16 protein-coding genes are annotated in these 15,659 nt (G+C 71.2%); 4 read left to right on the plus strand and 12 right to left on the minus strand.

From position 1 onward, the window contains the following. Positions 1-233 precede the first annotated feature (233 nt). A complete protein-coding gene (locus ACIQ1J_RS00110; protein ID WP_403552728.1) occupies positions 234-938 on the plus strand; it encodes a transglycosylase SLT domain-containing protein in 705 nt (234 codons plus the stop codon). Between the two features lie 119 nt (positions 939-1,057). On the opposite strand, the gene ACIQ1J_RS00115 is transcribed toward ACIQ1J_RS00110, so the two are convergent. Beyond that, on the minus strand, positions 1,058-3,640 hold the full coding sequence (locus ACIQ1J_RS00115; RefSeq protein ID WP_403552730.1) for an FHA domain-containing protein: 2,583 nt from the start codon (positions 3,638-3,640) through the stop codon (positions 1,058-1,060). Positions 3,641-3,880: 240 nt separating this feature from the next. Between ACIQ1J_RS00115 and ACIQ1J_RS00120 the strand changes: the two genes are divergently transcribed. Together ACIQ1J_RS00120 and serB are read left to right on the plus strand one after the other, a co-directional pair. Continuing rightward, entirely contained in the window at positions 3,881-5,857 is a 1,977-nt protein-coding gene (locus tag ACIQ1J_RS00120) for a streptophobe family protein (protein WP_403552732.1), read from the plus strand. 248 nt (positions 5,858-6,105) lie between these two features. Continuing rightward, a complete protein-coding gene (gene serB / locus ACIQ1J_RS00125; RefSeq protein WP_403552734.1) occupies positions 6,106-7,350 on the plus strand; it encodes a phosphoserine phosphatase SerB in 1,245 nt (414 codons plus the stop codon). A 219-nt stretch (positions 7,351-7,569) separates the two neighbouring features. Here serB and ACIQ1J_RS00130 read toward each other — a convergent pair whose 3' ends face one another. The 4 genes from ACIQ1J_RS00130 to ACIQ1J_RS00145 form a co-directional block, all read right to left on the minus strand. Then, complete coding sequence (locus ACIQ1J_RS00130) at positions 7,570-8,088, minus strand: SixA phosphatase family protein (RefSeq protein ID WP_403552736.1); 519 nt, start codon at positions 8,086-8,088, stop codon at positions 7,570-7,572. A gap of 91 nt (positions 8,089-8,179) precedes the next feature. Continuing rightward, a complete protein-coding gene (locus ACIQ1J_RS00135) occupies positions 8,180-8,386 on the minus strand; it encodes a hypothetical protein (RefSeq protein ID WP_210964292.1) in 207 nt (68 codons plus the stop codon). A gap of 182 nt (positions 8,387-8,568) precedes the next feature. Beyond that, entirely contained in the window at positions 8,569-8,685 is a 117-nt protein-coding gene (locus ACIQ1J_RS00140) for an SGM_5486 family transporter-associated protein (RefSeq protein WP_282107541.1), read from the minus strand. Between the two features lie 75 nt (positions 8,686-8,760). Further along, the gene (locus ACIQ1J_RS00145) at positions 8,761-10,236 is read right to left on the minus strand and encodes a CynX/NimT family MFS transporter (RefSeq protein WP_403552739.1); all 1,476 of its coding nucleotides are present in this window, start codon (positions 10,234-10,236) and stop codon (positions 8,761-8,763) included. Between the two features lie 46 nt (positions 10,237-10,282). Between ACIQ1J_RS00145 and ACIQ1J_RS00150 the strand changes: the two genes are divergently transcribed. After that, positions 10,283-10,975, plus strand: a complete 693-nt coding sequence (locus ACIQ1J_RS00150; protein ID WP_403552741.1) for a FadR/GntR family transcriptional regulator — start codon at positions 10,283-10,285, stop codon at positions 10,973-10,975. Here the strand turns inward: ACIQ1J_RS00150 and ACIQ1J_RS00155 are convergent. The 7 genes from ACIQ1J_RS00155 to ACIQ1J_RS00185 all read right to left on the minus strand — a co-directional run bounded on the left by ACIQ1J_RS00155 (position 10,953) and on the right by ACIQ1J_RS00185 (position 15,230). After that, complete coding sequence (locus tag ACIQ1J_RS00155) at positions 10,953-11,303, minus strand: hypothetical protein (RefSeq protein ID WP_403552743.1); 351 nt, start codon at positions 11,301-11,303, stop codon at positions 10,953-10,955. The two genes, ACIQ1J_RS00150 and ACIQ1J_RS00155, sit on opposite strands and share 23 nt — an antisense overlap. 163 nt (positions 11,304-11,466) lie before the next feature. Further along, positions 11,467-12,234, minus strand: a complete 768-nt coding sequence (gene fabI, locus ACIQ1J_RS00160; RefSeq protein ID WP_210964296.1) for an enoyl-ACP reductase FabI — start codon at positions 12,232-12,234, stop codon at positions 11,467-11,469. A 5-nt stretch (positions 12,235-12,239) separates the two neighbouring features. Then, positions 12,240-12,959 carry a 3-oxoacyl-[acyl-carrier-protein] reductase gene (gene fabG, locus ACIQ1J_RS00165; protein ID WP_210964297.1) on the minus strand — a complete coding sequence of 240 codons (720 nt, stop codon included), beginning with the start codon at positions 12,957-12,959 and terminating at the stop codon, positions 12,240-12,242. Positions 12,960-13,130: 171 nt separating this feature from the next. Then, positions 13,131-13,517: a type II toxin-antitoxin system VapC family toxin gene (locus ACIQ1J_RS00170; protein WP_403552746.1), complete on the minus strand. Its 387-nt coding sequence runs from the start codon at positions 13,515-13,517 to the stop codon at positions 13,131-13,133. Positions 13,518-13,522: 5 nt separating this feature from the next. Continuing rightward, positions 13,523-13,807 (minus strand): type II toxin-antitoxin system Phd/YefM family antitoxin, encoded by a 285-nt coding sequence (locus ACIQ1J_RS00175; RefSeq protein ID WP_403552748.1) that lies wholly within the window; start codon positions 13,805-13,807, stop codon positions 13,523-13,525. Positions 13,808-14,142: 335 nt separating this feature from the next. Then, positions 14,143-14,274, minus strand: a complete 132-nt coding sequence (locus ACIQ1J_RS00180; RefSeq protein WP_403552750.1) for a hypothetical protein — start codon at positions 14,272-14,274, stop codon at positions 14,143-14,145. Positions 14,275-14,315: 41 nt separating this feature from the next. Continuing rightward, a complete protein-coding gene (locus tag ACIQ1J_RS00185) occupies positions 14,316-15,230 on the minus strand; it encodes a helix-turn-helix transcriptional regulator (protein WP_403552752.1) in 915 nt (304 codons plus the stop codon). Between the last annotated feature and the right edge of the window lie 429 nt (positions 15,231-15,659).

Below are 15,659 nucleotides of genomic sequence, written 5' to 3' on the forward strand. Positions count from 1 at the left end.
CGACTCGTCCGTTTTGAGCGGGGCAGATAGTCCAATCTGCCCCGCTTTACCCTTCCCTGATCCACTACCTCGGATCGTACGTCACACCTTTGCCTCCGAATTTTGCGGCCGCTAAGAATTGCTCTCGTCGCTCAACGCGGCGGGTTGTCGCCCCGCGGCGTTTGTGCCGGAAGCACCCCTGTCCCCACCGGACGAGAGCGACCTCCGCGCTATTCGAAGAGGTCTATCCCGCCATGCCCAAGAACATCTTCACCCGTGGTCACAGTCGTCCCCTGAACCGCACCCACAAGCTCGCGATAGCCGGTGTCGGCACGCTCGGCGCCGCCGCCGTCGCGCTCACCGCGGTCCCGGCCAGCGGTCAGACGACCACGAGCGAGGCTGCCGCTCCGAAGGCCAAGGTGGCGTACAGCACCGAGCAGATCCAGGACGTGCACGCCGGCGTCACCGGCCAGCTCGCCGGCGCCAGCCAGAAGGTCGCCTCCATCGAGGCGAAGAAGGAGGCGGCCGCCAAGGCCGCCGCCAAGAAGAAGGCCGCTGCCGAGAAGGCCGCGGAGAAGCGCGAGGCCAAGGAGACCGCCAGCCGGTCCGCCAAGCGCGCCGAGGTCAAGAAGTCCTACCCGGACAACCTGGACGGCTGGATCCGCGAGGCCCGGGCCATCATGAAGAAGCACGACATCCCCGGTTCCTACGAGGGCATCCACCGCAACATCATCCGGGAGTCCTCCGGCAACCCGAAGGCCATCAACGACTGGGACATCAACGCCATCAACGGCATCCCGTCCAAGGGCCTGCTCCAGGTGATCCCGCCGACGTTCGATGCCTACCACGTGCCCGGCACCTCCAAGAACATCTACGACCCGGTCGCCAACATCGTCGCCGCCTGCAACTACGCCGCGGACAAGTACGGCACCATGGACAACGTCGACAGCGCGTACTGAGGTCGGCGCGGACCTCTTCACGACGTCGCCGACGCCGATCCGAACGCCGAAGGGCGGCACCCTCCTGACGGGGTGCCGCCCTTCGGGGCGTCGAGGCCGCGGTTGCTCGCGGCCGCGGGCTACTTGCGCATGACCTCGGGCTCGTGGCGGCGCAGGAAGCGTGCCACGAAGAAGCCGCAGATCACACCGAGGACGATCAGCGCGGCCATGTTCAGGCCCCAGGCGCCGGCGGTGTGCTCCCACAGCGGATCCGCCTCGGCACCCTGCTCGGGCGGGCTGATCCTGTTGAAGTCCAGCGTGGCGCCGGCCGCGGCGACCGCCCAGCGCGACGGCATCAGGTACGAGAACTGGTTGACGCCGACCGCGCCGTTCAGGGCGAAGAGGCAGCCGGTGAAGACGACCTGGATGATCGCGAACATGACCAGCAGCGGCATGGTCTTCTCGGCGGTCTTCACCAGCGAGGAGATGATCAAACCGAACATCATCGAGGTGAAACCGAGCGCCATGATCGGCAGGGAGAGCTCGAGGAGCGTCAGGCCTCCGAGGACGAGCCCCTCCTCCGGGATCTCCCGGGTGGCGAAGCCGATGACGCCGACCAGCAGGCCCTGCAGCACCGTGATCACGCCGAGCACGAAGACCTTGGACATCAGGTACGCGGAGCGTGACAGGCCGGTCGCGCGCTCCCGCTCGTAGATGACCCGTTCCTTGATCAGCTCACGGACGGAGTTCGCGGCGCCGGCGAAGCAGGCGCCGACCGCCAGGATCAGCAGGACCGTGGTGGCCGTGCCGTTGGGAATGATCCGGCCGGTCTGCGGGTTGGCGGGATTGGGCAGCAGGCCCTTGTCGGCATCGATGAGCAGGCTCACCGCGCCGAGTACGGCCGGCAGGATCACCATCAGGGCGAGGAAGCCCTTGTCCGAGACGATCACCGAGGTGTAGCGCCGTACCAGCGTGACGAACTGGGACATCCAGCCCTGCGGCTTCGGCGGCTTCATCGCCTGCATCGCCGGTACCTGTACGGACTGCGGCGCGACGGCGTCGATGTCCGCGGCGTACATCTGGTAGTGCTGCGAGCCCTTCCAGCGGCCCGCCCAGTCGTAGTCGCGGTAGTTCTCGAAGGCGGAGAAGACGTCGGCCCAGGTGTCGTAGCCGAAGAAGTTCAGCGCCTCCTCGGGCGGGCCGAAGTAGGCAACCGAGCCGCCCGGCGCCATCACCAGCAGCTTGTCGCAGATCGCCAGCTCGGCCACCGAGTGGGTGACGACGAGGACGGTGCGGCCGTCGTCGGCGAGGCCGCGCAGCAGCTGCATGACGTCGCGGTCCATGCCCGGGTCGAGGCCGGAGGTCGGCTCGTCCAGGAAGATCAGCGAGGGCTTGGTGAGCAGTTCCAGGGCCACGGAGACACGCTTGCGCTGGCCGCCGGACAGGGACGTGACCTTCTTGTCCTTGTGGATGTCCAGCTTCAGCTCGCGCAGCACCTCGTCGATGCGGGCGTCGCGCTCGGCGGCCGTGGTGTCGGCCGGGAAGCGCAGCTTGGCCGCGTACTTGAGGGCCTTCTTGACGGTCAGCTCCTTGTGCAGGATGTCGTCCTGCGGGACCAGACCGATGCGCTGACGCAGCTCGGCGAACTGCTTGTACAGGTTCCTGTTGTCGTACAGGACCTCGCCCTGGTCGGCGGGCCGGTACCCGGTGAGCGCCTTGAGGAGGGTCGACTTGCCGGATCCGGAGGGGCCGATGACCGCGATCAGCGACTTCTCGGGGACGCCGAAGGAGACGTCCTTGAGGATCTGCTTACCGCCGTCGACCGTGACGGTCAGGTGACGGGCGGAGAAGGACACCTCACCGGTGTCGACGAACTCCTCGAGCCGGTCGCCGACGATGCGGAACGTCGAGTGGCCGACACCCACGATGTCGGTCGGGCCGAGCAGCTGGGAGCCGCCCTTGGCGATCGGCAGACCGTTGACGTACGTGCCGTTGTGCGACCCCAGGTCGCGGATCTCCATGCGCCCGTCGGGCGTCGCGTGGAACTCCGCGTGGTTGCGCGAGACCTGCAGGTCGGAGACGACCAGCTCGTTCTCCAGGGCACGGCCGATGCGCATCACGCGGCCGAGCGAGAACTGGTGGAACGTGGTCGGGCTGCGGTCGCCGTAGACCGGCGGCGCCCCCGCCGCGCCACCGGGCCCCTGCTGCTGGGGGAAGTGCGGCGCGGCCTGCTGCGGCTGCGGCGCGTGCTGCTGCCAGCCGGCCTGCTGCTGCCCGTGCTGCCGGCCCTGGTGCGGCGGGCTCTGGTGCGGCGGGGCCTGGTGCTTCTGCGGCTCCTGCGCCGGCGCCTGCTGGGCCCAGCCGGCGTTCGCACCCTGCGCGGCGTACGGCTGCTGCTGAGGCTGGGCCTGCGGCGTGCCGACGGCGGCCTGGGCGCCGGTCAGGCTCACGCGCGGGCCGTCGTTCGCGTTGCCGAGGTTCAGCACGGTGCCGGCGCCGAGCTCCACCTGCTGGATCCGCTGCCCGTGCACGAACGTGCCGTTGGTGCTGCCGTGGTCCTCGACGACCCAACTGCGGCCGTTGAAACTGATCGTGGCATGCCGCCAGGAGACCCTGGCGTCGTCGAAGACAAGCTCCCCCTGCGGATCGCGTCCGAGCGCATACGACCGGGACGGGTCAAGCGTCCAGGTCTGTCCATTGGATTCCAGTACGAGTTCCGGCACTCCATGCCCCACTGAGTTGTCCCCCGATGTGCTCCCGTCGCGGGGAGTCTAGGGATGTCGAACATCGGGGGGAACTATTTCAGGCTCGGCCCCCTGACCGAAAGTCGGGCCTTGTGAAGACTGCGTAGGCGCCCCCCGGCCGTTCCCGTTGACGGGGTTGAAACCTGCCCGGAGAGTGGTATTCCACGCGAGGGGGACATGCGCGGCAACTCCGCCGCGCAGCGGATCGGGGGGTCTGGCATGAGCGCGTCCACAAGCGTCGGAACCGAGGGGTACGACGCGAAGGTGCCGTGGGGAGACGTCCTGCTGTCCGCGATCGCCGCCGTGAGCTGGGCGTTGATCGGTATGGCGGGAACGGCGGCGCTGGGTCTGCATCTGCTCGACGCGGACGCTGCGGGCTCGCTCGGCCCGATGACCGCGGCGGTCGTGGCGCTCGGTGCCGGCGGTTCGGTCACACCGGCCGGAGATGTGTCCGCGTTCGGCCTGGAAGGGGCCCAGGCCCACACGGCCATCGAGATCACGCCACTGGGTGTCGGTCTGGTGGGCGCGCTGCTGCTGTCCTTCTTCTTTCTACGGTCCCTGCGGGCGGCCGGAGTTGTGGTCGCACCCGCCGAACTCCTCGCGCGCGCGGGAGTGGTGATCGCCCTTTTCGTGGCGATGACGGGCGGACTGGCGTGGGCGGGGCACGATGTCGTCACGATCGACGGCGGCTCGCTCGGGCTGGACGACCTGCCCGGCGGGGGTGGTGGCGACATCGAGATTCCGGGGCTCGGTGACGTGGGCGACATCGGCGGGCTGCTGCCCGACCGGATCGCTGACCTCGTCGGCGCCGAGGCGGCCGTCGGCTTCACCGTCGACACCGCACCGACGCTGTTCGGCGGGCTGATCTGGTCCTCCGGGGTTCTGCTGATCGCGCTGCTGGCCTCGCGTCGCACTCCCCTGCCGCGCGGGTTCGAGGCCGTGCACCGGGTGGTGCGGCCGGCGGTGTCGGCCGTCGTCACGGTGGCGCTCACCGCGGTGACGGCCGGTCTCGCGGCGGCGGCCTACGCGGCGATCGGCGACGACCACCCCCGGCGGATCGCCGGGGCCGCGCTGCTGGGCGCGCCCAACGGGGTCTGGCTCGGTGTTCCGGTCGGCCTGTTCGTGCCGTGGGACGGGCGGGCCACGGGCGAGCTGGTCGGGGTACTCCCCGCTCCGCTGGACGAGCTGCTTGGCTCCGGCGCCGAGGAACCGGTCACGCTCGGGCGACTGGCGGAGCTGGACGGACGGGTGTGGCTGCTGGGGGTGGCGGCGGCGCTGATGATGCTGCTGGCCGGTGTGCTGACGGCGGTACGGACACCGGTGACGCGGGGTGACGCGCGCTCCCTCGCCTTCGCCGGGCGGTGTGCTCTGCGGCTGGGCGTCGCCACCGCGCTCGCGCTGCCGCTGTCGGCGTGGCTGACGGAGGTGTCCGTGAACGCCTCGCTGTCCGTGCTCGGCGTCGACGCGTCCGGCGCGGGCATCACCCTGCGCGGACACCTCGGCACGGCGCTGCTGCTGGGGGCCGTGTGGGGCGCGGGGGCCGGAGCCGCCGGCGCGCTGCTGGCACGGGCGAGCGGGGCGGCCGGGGCGCGAGCCACGCCCTTGGCACGGGGTGCCGGGACGGCTGGGGTGGAGGCCGCGGTCGGGGGTGACGGAATCGCGGGCGCCATGACGTACACGGGGCCGCCGTCGGGGCCCTACTGGCCGGGGCCCTACTGGCCGGGCGCGCCGCAACGGCCGCCCGACCCCGGCGCCAATCCGTACGTGCGGCTGCGGGAGGAGGCGGGCGAACCCGAGGATGCGCCGCCGGCGGGGCCGCCTGCCCCGCCTCCGCCCGCCGCGGGCCGGACGCCGGCGAGCGGACGGCCCGCCCCCGGAGCCCGGCCGCGCGGCGATCCGGGGCAGGGACGCGAGGAGGTGGGTCGGCGCCCCGGAAGCGCGGGTCAGCAGCCCGAGGACGGCGAGCGGCAGGACGGCGAGCGGCAGGGCGGGGAGCGGCAGGGCGGGGAGCGGCAGGGCGGCGACGATGTGTACGGCGCCCCTACGGTGGCCGGGCCGCTGGGGCCGCCGCCGCGACGGCCTCCGCGGCCCGGGGGCCGGCCGCGGTCCCGGTGGGGCGAAGGTCCGCCACCGCCGCCTCCCCCGCCACCGGCGCCGCCGCCTCCACCGCCGCGGGACCCCGGGGACGGCCGGTGAAGCGTTCGGCTCCGGTCCAAAAGCCCCCTGCCGTCACCTCCAGCAGCGCCGGGACGGACGGTGACAGGGCGGGAGGGTGAGGGAGGCGGCCGCGTGCGCCGGACCGCCGTCCCCGCCGGGGTGAGGGACGGCCAGGCTCCCCGCGCTCCAGCGCCCGCCCCCGCATTCCAGAAGCCACAGTGGCGGCGTGTCCGTCAGGCGGACCTCGGGCGCGGGAGGCACCGGGTGCCGGATACGGTTGGAGCACCATGAGCGCTTCGCAGACCTCTGACGTTCCCACCCTTCTCGTCAAGATCTTCGGCAAGGACCGACCGGGCATCACGGCCGGCCTGTTCGACACCCTCGCCGCCTACTCCGTCGACGTGGTCGACATCGAGCAGGTCGTCACCCGTGGCCGGATCGTGCTGTGCGCGCTCGTGACCGAGCCGCCCCGAGGGCTGGAAGGCGACCTGCGGGCGACCGTCCACGGCTGGGCGGAGTCGCTGAGGCTGCAGGCGGAGATCATCTCCGGTATCGGCGACAACCGGCCGCGAGGTCTCGGCCGCTCCCTGGTCACGGTGCTCGGCCACCCGCTCACCGCGGAGGCGACCGCCGCCATAGCGGCCCGGATCACCGAGTCCGGCAGCAACATCGACCGCATCTTCCGGCTGGCCAAGTACCCGGTCACCGCCGTCGAGTTCGCGGTGTCCGGCGTGCAGACCGAGCCGCTGCGCACCGCGCTGGCCACCGAGGCCGCGGCGCTCGGTGTGGACGTCGCGGTCGTCTCGGCCGGGCTGCACCGTCGGGCGCAGCGCCTGGTCGTGATGGACGTGGACTCCACGCTGATCCAGGACGAGGTCATCGAGCTGTTCGCCGCGCACGCCGGCTGCGAGGACCAGGTCGCCGAGGTGACGGCGTCCGCGATGCGCGGAGAGCTGGACTTCGAGCAGTCGCTGCACGCGCGCGTGGCGCTGCTGGCGGGACTGGACGCCTCGGTGGTGGAGAAGGTGCGCAGCGAGGTGCGGCTGACACCGGGTGCCCGCACCCTGATCCGTACGCTGAAGCGGCTCGGCTACCAGGTGGGGGTCGTCTCCGGCGGCTTCACCCAGGTCACCGATGATCTGAAGGAGCGGCTGGGGCTGGACTTCGCGCAGGCCAACACGCTGGAGATCGTCGACGGCAGGCTGACCGGCCGCGTCACCGGGGAGATCGTGGACCGGGCCGGCAAGGCGCGGCTGCTGCGCAGGTTCGCCACCGAGGCGGGCGTGCCGCTGTCGCAGACCGTGGCGATCGGCGACGGTGCCAACGACCTGGACATGCTGAACGCGGCCGGACTCGGCGTCGCCTTCAACGCCAAGCCGGTGGTGCGCGAGGCGGCGCACACCGCGGTGAACGTGCCCTTCCTCGACACCGTCCTGTATCTGCTGGGCATCACCCGCGAGGAGGTCGAGGCGGCGGACACGCTGGACGAGGGTCTCGGCGAGGACCTCGGCCTGCCCCTCCACCGGATCTGACCCGGCGGGCAAGGGCGCCGGCCACGGCGAGCACCCGACACCGCCGGCACCCGACACCGCCGGCACGCGACACCGCGAGCATCCGCCACGGTCGGCGCCCGCCGCGGCGGGGAGCCGGACACGGCCACCACCCGACACGACCACCACTCGACCCGGCAGGGCCCGTCCCCCGCAGGGCCCGGACCACCCGGGTGCCGGGCCCTGTGGCGCGGGGGCGGATCAGTCGGTTGGCGCCCAGTACTCGGTCAGGGAGGCCGCGCCCGGCTCCACGTCCTTCCACGAGCCCGTGAAGGTCAGGACGGCGAAGGCGGCGGTCGGGAAGCCCCGGCTGCCCATCCGCTCGCGGGCCTCGTCCTCGGTCGAGCCGGCCAGGATCTCGGCGAGCCCCTCCATGCCCGGGTTGTGGCCGATCACCAGCACGTTCCGCAGGTCGTCGGGGGTCTCGTTGAGTACGGCGATCAGCTCGCCGGGCGAGGCCTCGTAGATCCGCTCCTCGTAGACGGTTTTCGGCCGCTGCGGAAACTCCTGGACGGCGAGTTTCCAGGTCTCGCGGGTCCGGATCGAGGTGGAGCACAGGGCCTGGTCGAAGGGGATGCCGGTATCCGCCAGCCGGCGTCCGGCCTCTGCGGCGTCCTTGCGGCCCCGATCGGCGAGCGGCCGCTCGTGGTCGGTCACCTGTGGCCAGTCGGCTTTCGCATGCCGGAAAAGGACAATCCTGCGGGGTTCTGCGACGCTCATGGCATCCAGCTTCGCACGAAACAGGCCACGGGGCGCAGGGAGTTGACATGCGGATTCGCCGCCTGGAACGCATCCGGGCGCCGATCCGGCCTCAGCGCGCGGTCAGCTGCCGCACCCGCTCCAGGAGGTCCGCGACCGCGGGCTCACCGGCGGCGGCGTGGGCCTCGGCGGGATCGAGTATCAGCAGGAGCAGCGTGACGAAGGCGAGCACGGGCAGGGCGAGGGCCCACCAGGGCAGCCGGACCTCGCCGCCGCCCCGGGTCGCCTGGGGAGGCCGGGTGTGGGTAGGGGCCGACATGAGTGCCTCCGCTGGTCTTCGGGCGTCCCGGTCCGTGCTCCGCGGCCCGCCTGTCGCGGGCACATCTCGAAACTACGGAATCCGCGGGCCCCAGCCCATCCGGAGGTCCACCCACTCGACCCTGACCCTCGCCCCCTAGGGGTTGGGGGGTTAACCCCACCATCGGGCGGACGAAACCGGCATCACGGCGAGGCGATCGTCGCGATGACGCCGATGATCACGAAGATCGCGAGGAAGCCGCCGAAGACGTACAGCATCTTCTTCTGGCCGTGCTGAGGGTTCGGGTCGAGGACTGGCATGAGGCAAGTCTCGCATCCGCCGCCCGCTCCGGGGCAGGCGGGCCGCCGACCCGGGCGGGCGGGCCGCCGCCGGGATCAGCGGGCCGCTTCCTCCTCCACCGTGCGGTCGCGCCCCGCCAGGAAGCCCACCACGATCTGCGGCACCATCAGGGCGCTCATCAGCGCGATCGGCAGGCCCCAGCCCCCGCTGTGCTGGTAGAGCACGCCCACCAGCAGCGGGCCCGGGATGGAGATCAGGTAGCCGGTGCTCTGCGCGAAGGCGGACAGCTGGGCGACGCCCGCGCCCGTCCTGGCCCGCATCCCGACCATGGTCAGCGCGAGCGGGAAGGCGCAGTTGGAGACGCCGAGCAGCAGGGCCCAGGCCCAGGCGCCGCCGGCCGGGGCGAAGTACAGACCGGCGTAACCGGCGAGCCCGCACACGCCCAGCACCAGCACGATCGGGCCCTGGTGGGGCAGGCGGGTGGCCACGCGCGGGATGACGAAGGCGAGCGGCACGCCCATCATCATGATGACGGCGAGCAGCAGCCCCGCGGTGCCGGCGGACACGCCCGCGTCCCGGAAGATCTGCGCCATCCAGCCCATCGTGATATAGGCGGCGGTGGCCTGGAGGCCGAAGAAGACGGCGAGCGCCCAGGCCGTACGGCTGCGGGTGATGCGCAGCGGTGACTGTCCGGCCGGCTGCGCCGTCGGCCGGTCGGCACGCGCGGTCGCGGGCTCCGCGGTGGCCTCCTCGGCCGCGCCGGAGGCGTCCTGGGCGGGTGACAGGGTGGACGGCGCCCTCCGGGGCCGTACGAACGGGACCCACGGCAGGATGGCCGCCGCCGCCAGCGCCGCCCACACCGCGAGGCCGGGCTGCCAGTGTCCGCCCAGCGCGTTCGTCACGGGCACGGTCGCGGCGGCGGCGATCGAGGTGCCGAAGGCGAGGGCCATCGAGTACAGGCCGGTCATGGGGCCGACCCGGTCGGGGAAGAAGCGCTTGACGATGACCGGCATCAGGACGTTGCTGACCGCGATGCCCATCAGCGCGAGGGCGGTGGCGGCCAGGAAGCCCGCCGTACCGCCCGCGTACGGGCGTATGAGCAGGCCCGCGGTGATGGCGACCATGCCCGCGCAGACCACCGCGCCGGGCCCGAACCGGCGGGCCAGGCGCGGGGCGGTGACCCCGAAGACGGCGAAGCAGAGCGGGGGCACGGAGGTGAGCAGTCCCGCCACGCTGCCGCTCATGCCGAGCCCGTCGCGGACCTCTTCCAGGAGCGCGCCCAGGCTCGTGATGGCGGGGCGCAGGTTGAGCGCGGCCAGGACGATGCCGAGGAGGAGCAGGCGGGTCGTCCACGTCGTCCACGCGCGCGTGCCGGGCGCCCCGGGCGCGTTGCCGGACTCCTGGGCCCCGTGCGCGGCCGGCTCACCGGAGGACGTGGACCTGGAGGTTCCTGTCCCGGTTCCCGCCCCGGCTCCCGTCCGGGTTCCGGTCTGCGTTCCAGTCCGCGTCTCAGTCCGAGGTTCCGTCCGCGTTTCCGCCCGGGTTTCGTCACTAGCCATGAGACCCATCATAGAATCATGGGATGATTGGTTGTCCACTCGCGTGCGAAGGTGAGCCATGCCTCTGAGTCACCCCCGTCGTTCGGCGCTGTCCGAGCAGGTCATCGCGGCACTGCGGCAGCAGATCGCCTCGGGCGAGTGGCCGGTCGGCTCCCGCATCCCGACCGAGCCCGAGCTGGTCGAACAGCTCGGCGTCGCCCGGAACACGGTCCGTGAGGCGGTCCGTGCGCTGGCCCACAACGGCCTGCTGGACATCCGCCAGGGCTCCGGTACGTACGTCGTGGCGACCAGCGAGCTGGCGGGGGTGATGCAGCGCCGCTTCGCCGACGCCGACCCCCGCCACATCGCCGAGCTGCGTTCGACCCTGGAGTCCGCCGCCGCCCGGTTGGCCGCCGAGCGGCGCACGGAGAAGGACCTCAAGCAGCTCGACGCGCTGCTGGTGCGTCGCGAGGAGGCCTGGGAATCGGGCGACACGGAGGCGTTCGTGACGGCGGACGCTACCTTCCACCTGGCCGTCGTGGCCGCCTCGCACAACGACGTGATGACCGCCATGTACGCGGACCTCGGCGAGGTGATGCGGGACTGGCTGCGCGTCGACGTCGGCAGCGAGCTGACGCCGGAGACGCACATGGACCACACGCGGCTGGTCGACGCCGTCCGCGCGGGGGACGCCGTGACGGCCGCGGTAGAGGCGGCGGGCTATCCGTTCCTGTGCCGTCCGGGCCGGTTCAGCGCACCCGCTGGTGACTGACCCACGCCGCCTGGACCTCCTTCCAGCAGCGTCCGTCCAGACGTACGGTCTGCGCGGGCCCGGCCGGGACCGCCGAACCGTCACTGTCGAGGTCCCACCAGCGGGCGCACTCGACGTGCAGACGCACGTGGTCGGTCTCCGGGTACGGGTTGTGGCAGTGGGCGGTCACGTCGGAGCCGTCGACGCGAACCCTGCATTCGGCGCCGAACAGCTGTCCCGACGCTGTGTCCGAGGCGGGCACGCGGGCGTGGGACACGGCTTCGTACGGCAGGATCAGCACGAACGCGAGGGCGAGGACCGCTGAGGCCAGGCGAGGGAGCAGACGCACAGGGGACCTCCTCGGCCGACCGTACTGGGGAGGTAAACCCGCGTGGTGAACCCGTGTTCAGCGTGCGCCGCCGGCCGCCCCGCCGCCCGGCCGACTGAGCCGAACGGGTGACATGCCGAGGGCCCGCGCCCGAGGAGGACGCGGGCCCCGGATTGACGAGCGGTCAGGCGCCGACGGCGTGCAGGCCACCGTCGACGTGGACGATCTCACCCGTGGTCTTGGGGAACCAGTCGCTCAGCAGCGCGACGACACCCCGGCCGGCCGGCTCCGGGTCCTTCAGGTCCCACTCCAGCGGGGCGCGGTTGTCCCACACGGAGGCCAGCTCGGCGAAGCCCGGGATGGACTTGGCGGCCATCGAGCCGATCGGGCCCGCGGAGACCAGATTGCAGCGGATGTTCTGTTTGCCCAGGTCACGCGCCATGTAGCGGCTGGTGGCCTCCAGGGCGGCCTTGGCCGGGCCCATCCAGTCGTACTGCGGCCAGGCGTACTGCGCGTCGAAGGTGAGGCCGACGACCGAGCCGCCGTTCTGCATCAGCGGCAGGCAGGCCATGGTCAGCGACTTCAGGGAGTACGCCGAGACGTGCATGGCGGTGGCGACCGACTCGAACGGCGTGTTCAGGAAGTTGCCGCCGAGCGCGTCCTGCGGCGCGAAGCCGATGGAGTGGACGACGCCGTCGAGGCCGCCCAGCTCCTCGCCGACGATGTCGGCCAGGCGCCCGAGGTGCTCGTCGTTGGTGACGTCCAGCTCGATGACCTTGGTGGGCTTGGGCAGCTTCCTGGCGATGCGCTCGGTCAGCGTGGGCCGCGGGAACGCGGTCAGGATGATCTCGGCACCCTGCTCCTGGGCCAGCTTGGCGGTGTGGAAGGCGATGGAGGACTCCATCAGCACACCGGTGATCAGGACGCGCTTGCCCTCGAGAATTCCGCTCATGGTGATCAGTGACCCATTCCCAGTCCGCCGTCAACGGGAATGACGGCTCCAGTGATGTACGAGGCGTCGTCCGAGGCGAGGAACCGCACCGTCGCGGCGATCTCCTCGGGCTGCGCGTACCGGCCCAGCGGCACCTGCGACACGATGTTCGACCGCTGCTCGTCGGTGAGCGCCTTGGTCATGTCCGTGTCGACGAAGCCCGGCGCGACGACGTTGAAGGTGAGGTTGCGCGAACCCAGCTCACGGGCGAGGGAGCGCGCGAAGCCGACCAGGGCGGCCTTGGAGGCGGCGTAGTTCGCCTGCCCCGCGGAGCCGAGCAGCCCGACCACCGACGAGATGAGCACGACGCGGCCCTTCTTGGCGCGCAGCATGCCCCGGTTGGCCCGCTTGACGACGCGGAAGGTGCCGGTGAGGTTGGTGTCGACGACGGAGGTGAAGTCCTCCTCGGACATGCGCATCAGGAGCTGGTCCTTGGTGACGCCGGCGTTGGCGACCAGGACCTCGACGGGGCCGTGCGCTTCCTCGATCTCCTTGTAGGCCTGCTCCACCTGCTCGCTGTCGGTGATGTCGCACTTGACGGCGAGGCAGCCCAACTCGGTCAGAGCCGCCGGCGGCTCACCCGAGCGGTACGTGATCGCGACCTGGTCACCGGCGTCGGCGAAAGCGCGGGCGATGGCGAGGCCGATGCCCCGGTTGCCTCCGGTGACGAGAACCGAGCGGCTCAACGGATCACCCTTTCGATAGCGTTCTGGTACCCGCCCGGACACCCGGTTGACAGGCGGTGATGACAGGCGGCTTCCTCGAAAACCTATCGGTCCCCGCCCGTCCGCAAAGACTCGGGCGCCCACAGTGGCTTACGGGGCTGGCTGTCGGGTCCCTACAGAAAGGGCCCCGCTTCAGCCTTCCGTGCCGGGCGCGTGGGCGGGCAGGCCTTCCGCGAGAGCGGTCTCCAGCATTCTGCGGTCGTAGGTCACCAGGGCCGTCAGGTCGTCCCGCAGTGAGAGTGCGCCGGCCACGTGGACAGCGTCGAGTGTCCGAAGCCGCCCGACGAGCAACGCCGCGCTGTCCCGCACCTCGCGGGTGAGAAGGATTTCGGTGACCCGGGCATCGAGATCCTCCAACGCCTTGGGGAAGTGCCCGACGAGATCCAGCGTCCGTACGGTCTCCACGAAACCGAGTGTGCTGGTGGCGAGCGGCTCCGTGGACCGCTGCTGCAGGAAGGCGTCCAAGTCGGCCCAGTGATTGCGGCGCGTCATCCACGTGACCAGTGCGGACGTGTCCATGTAGATCAACGCTCGTCCTCTTCGCGCTCGGCGAGCAGCAGCGCCAGCGGATCGGCGTCCTCCGCGACCTCGTAATGCGGCATGTTGTGCCGGTCGGCGGCTGTGACCGGCTTCAACTTGATCTTCCCTTGCGCCACCAGGTGTGCGTACCGCTCCATGGGACTGCCGGCCGGAGACAGTACGGCGATGACGTTTCCGTGCCGGGTGACCTCGATCGCCTCGCCCTTCTCGACGCGGGCGAAGACAGCGCTGGGGTTGTACGAGAACTCGCGTACGGAGATGGTGCTCATACCTCGCTCCCCTCACAGCCGACAGGTTGTACGTACATACCTCCAAAGGTACCTACATTTCGCCGCCCTCAGCCGCTGCGCGCGGTGCCGACCGACCTCCTCCTGCTGCTGCCGCTCCCACTTCCGGTAGCGCCGGCCCGCCTCCAGCGAGAAGTCGACGGGGTCGGGAAAGCGGTCGAGGGCGTCCGTACCGATCCCGGTCAACTGTCAGCGGCGCTGGGCCCGGTACAGCCAGCCCGCTCTGACGAGACTGCTCGCGTTCCGGTTCACATAGTTCTTGAGGCGTGCGTCGGTCACCGGAGGGGAGTCGAACTCGGCCTGCGCCCAGCCGTCCCTCAACCCCGGATTCCGGGCGAGAACCCGTTCCCAGAGTTCCCGAAGACCATGCCGTCCTGGAGCGCGTCCTTGCGAAGGACGGTCGCGGCGGTGTGCAGGGCGTGTGCGACGACGGTCGTGACGCTGGGCACGGCGTCCATTCTTCGCGGGTAGGTGACGGCCGCGTCCGGACTCAGTCCAGGCCGACCGGGGTGGTCGGTGTGACCGGGGTGTCGTCGGGGCCGTTCGTCTGGACTAGCAGAAGGTCACCGACCGTGGCGTCGCGGCCGAGACCGAGGCGGGAGAGCGGAACCGCGTCCGGGGCCTGCGCCGTGCCGACGGGCTGTAGATGCAGCTCGCCCTCCGCGCCCTGGAAGGCGAGGACCGCCCACACCTCGTCGTGGCCGATGCGGGCCACCACGCTGCTCAGCCGGTCGGGCAGGACCGCGCACACGACGGTGAGCCGCTGCCGCTGCGTCCTGGGCGCGGGGATCGCCGCGATCTGCTCCAGCACGCCGGGCAGCGTCAGCGTGCCCTCCAGCAGCCGCTGAACGGTCTCCCGTTCCTCGTCCCGGCCGTCCCCTGTCTCGGCGGCGGCGAAGCGCACGAGGGGAAGGCCGTCGTCCAGGGTGCGCTGCCACTTGGGCAGCAGGAAGTCGATGGTCAGGGCCTCTTCGCGGGTGGGTGGGTGCACCTCGTCGCCTTCGCCGAACTGGGCCAGCCAGGCATTGACGTCCCCCCAGCGCCACACGGGTGAACGTCCGGCGATCCCTTCGGGGTCGGGGAAGGGCAGCTTGTCCTGCCGCCGCTCGCCGCTCACCCACTGCTGGACGTTCTGCCGCGACCGCTCGACACGCTCCGCGATGTCCGAGACGCCGACGAGGTCGGGGTCCGTACGCATCAGCCTCAGAGCGGGCAGGGACTTGCGCAGCCGTACGACGATGCGGTGGGCCGCGTCGATCGCGTTGACCCCGTTCTCGGAGACGTCCAGGAAGTGCCGGCCTCGATGGCGGGTCAGCACCCCGTCGAAGGTGTCGTGGACGATCGCGACGGCCTTGTCGTCGTCCACCTCGATCCCGTCCACGACGAAGTGGAATTCGTACTCCATGACGCCCCAGCCCCCCATGCGTGTGCCTGTTCGCTCTTCCTGGTTCCGGTATCTACGGCCTCTCACTCCAGGGAACGCCCCCTTGTAGCAAGCTTCGCCGAGCCCGACAGTGTTGTCAATTGCCAACGCCGCCCCGGAGGGCCGTACGCGGGTCGTCCGGGGGCAGCGGACACCACTTCGCCTTGCGGGCTATTCGACGGGCCTCCTGGCTTGGATTCCTCGGCGTGCCGCCGACACGGATCACCGTGCAGTGGTCCGGGCACGGGCAGTACAGCGTGCCCCAGTGCGCCTCCGACGTGAGCGCCCATCCGTCGGCGACGAGCCGCTTGAGTACCGCCCTGACCTCCTTGCTCGGATGGTCCGCCGCAGCGATCTCACGTCCGACCACGCACGCCTCCACAAGCCTTCGCCCGTCGCAGAGCTGACCGT

The sequence above is a fragment of the Streptomyces sp. NPDC097107 genome (assembly GCF_044762405.1).
GTDB classification, from domain to species: domain Bacteria; phylum Actinomycetota; class Actinomycetes; order Streptomycetales; family Streptomycetaceae; genus Streptomyces; species Streptomyces thinghirensis.

Coding starts and splice junctions, on each gene's coding strand:
- ACIQ1J_RS00110 (WP_403552728.1), top strand. CDS start 234: ATGCCCAAGAACATCTTCACCCGTGGTCACAGTCGTCCCCTGAACCGC.
- ACIQ1J_RS00175 (WP_403552748.1), bottom strand. CDS start 13,807: ATGAGCACCATCTCCGTACGCGAGTTCTCGTACAACCCCAGCGCTGTC.
- ACIQ1J_RS00140 (WP_282107541.1), bottom strand. CDS start 8,685: ATGCCAGTCCTCGACCCGAACCCTCAGCACGGCCAGAAGAAGATGCTG.
- fabI (WP_210964296.1), bottom strand. CDS start 12,234: ATGAGCGGAATTCTCGAGGGCAAGCGCGTCCTGATCACCGGTGTGCTG.
- serB (WP_403552734.1), top strand. CDS start 6,106: ATGAGCGCTTCGCAGACCTCTGACGTTCCCACCCTTCTCGTCAAGATC.
- ACIQ1J_RS00185 (WP_403552752.1), bottom strand. CDS start 15,230: ATGGAGTACGAATTCCACTTCGTCGTGGACGGGATCGAGGTGGACGAC.
- ACIQ1J_RS00130 (WP_403552736.1), bottom strand. CDS start 8,088: ATGAGCGTCGCAGAACCCCGCAGGATTGTCCTTTTCCGGCATGCGAAA.
- ACIQ1J_RS00120 (WP_403552732.1), top strand. CDS start 3,881: ATGAGCGCGTCCACAAGCGTCGGAACCGAGGGGTACGACGCGAAGGTG.
- ACIQ1J_RS00145 (WP_403552739.1), bottom strand. CDS start 10,236: ATGATGGGTCTCATGGCTAGTGACGAAACCCGGGCGGAAACGCGGACG.
- ACIQ1J_RS00135 (WP_210964292.1), bottom strand. CDS start 8,386: ATGTCGGCCCCTACCCACACCCGGCCTCCCCAGGCGACCCGGGGCGGC.
- ACIQ1J_RS00150 (WP_403552741.1), top strand. CDS start 10,283: ATGCCTCTGAGTCACCCCCGTCGTTCGGCGCTGTCCGAGCAGGTCATC.
- ACIQ1J_RS00170 (WP_403552746.1), bottom strand. CDS start 13,517: ATGGACACGTCCGCACTGGTCACGTGGATGACGCGCCGCAATCACTGG.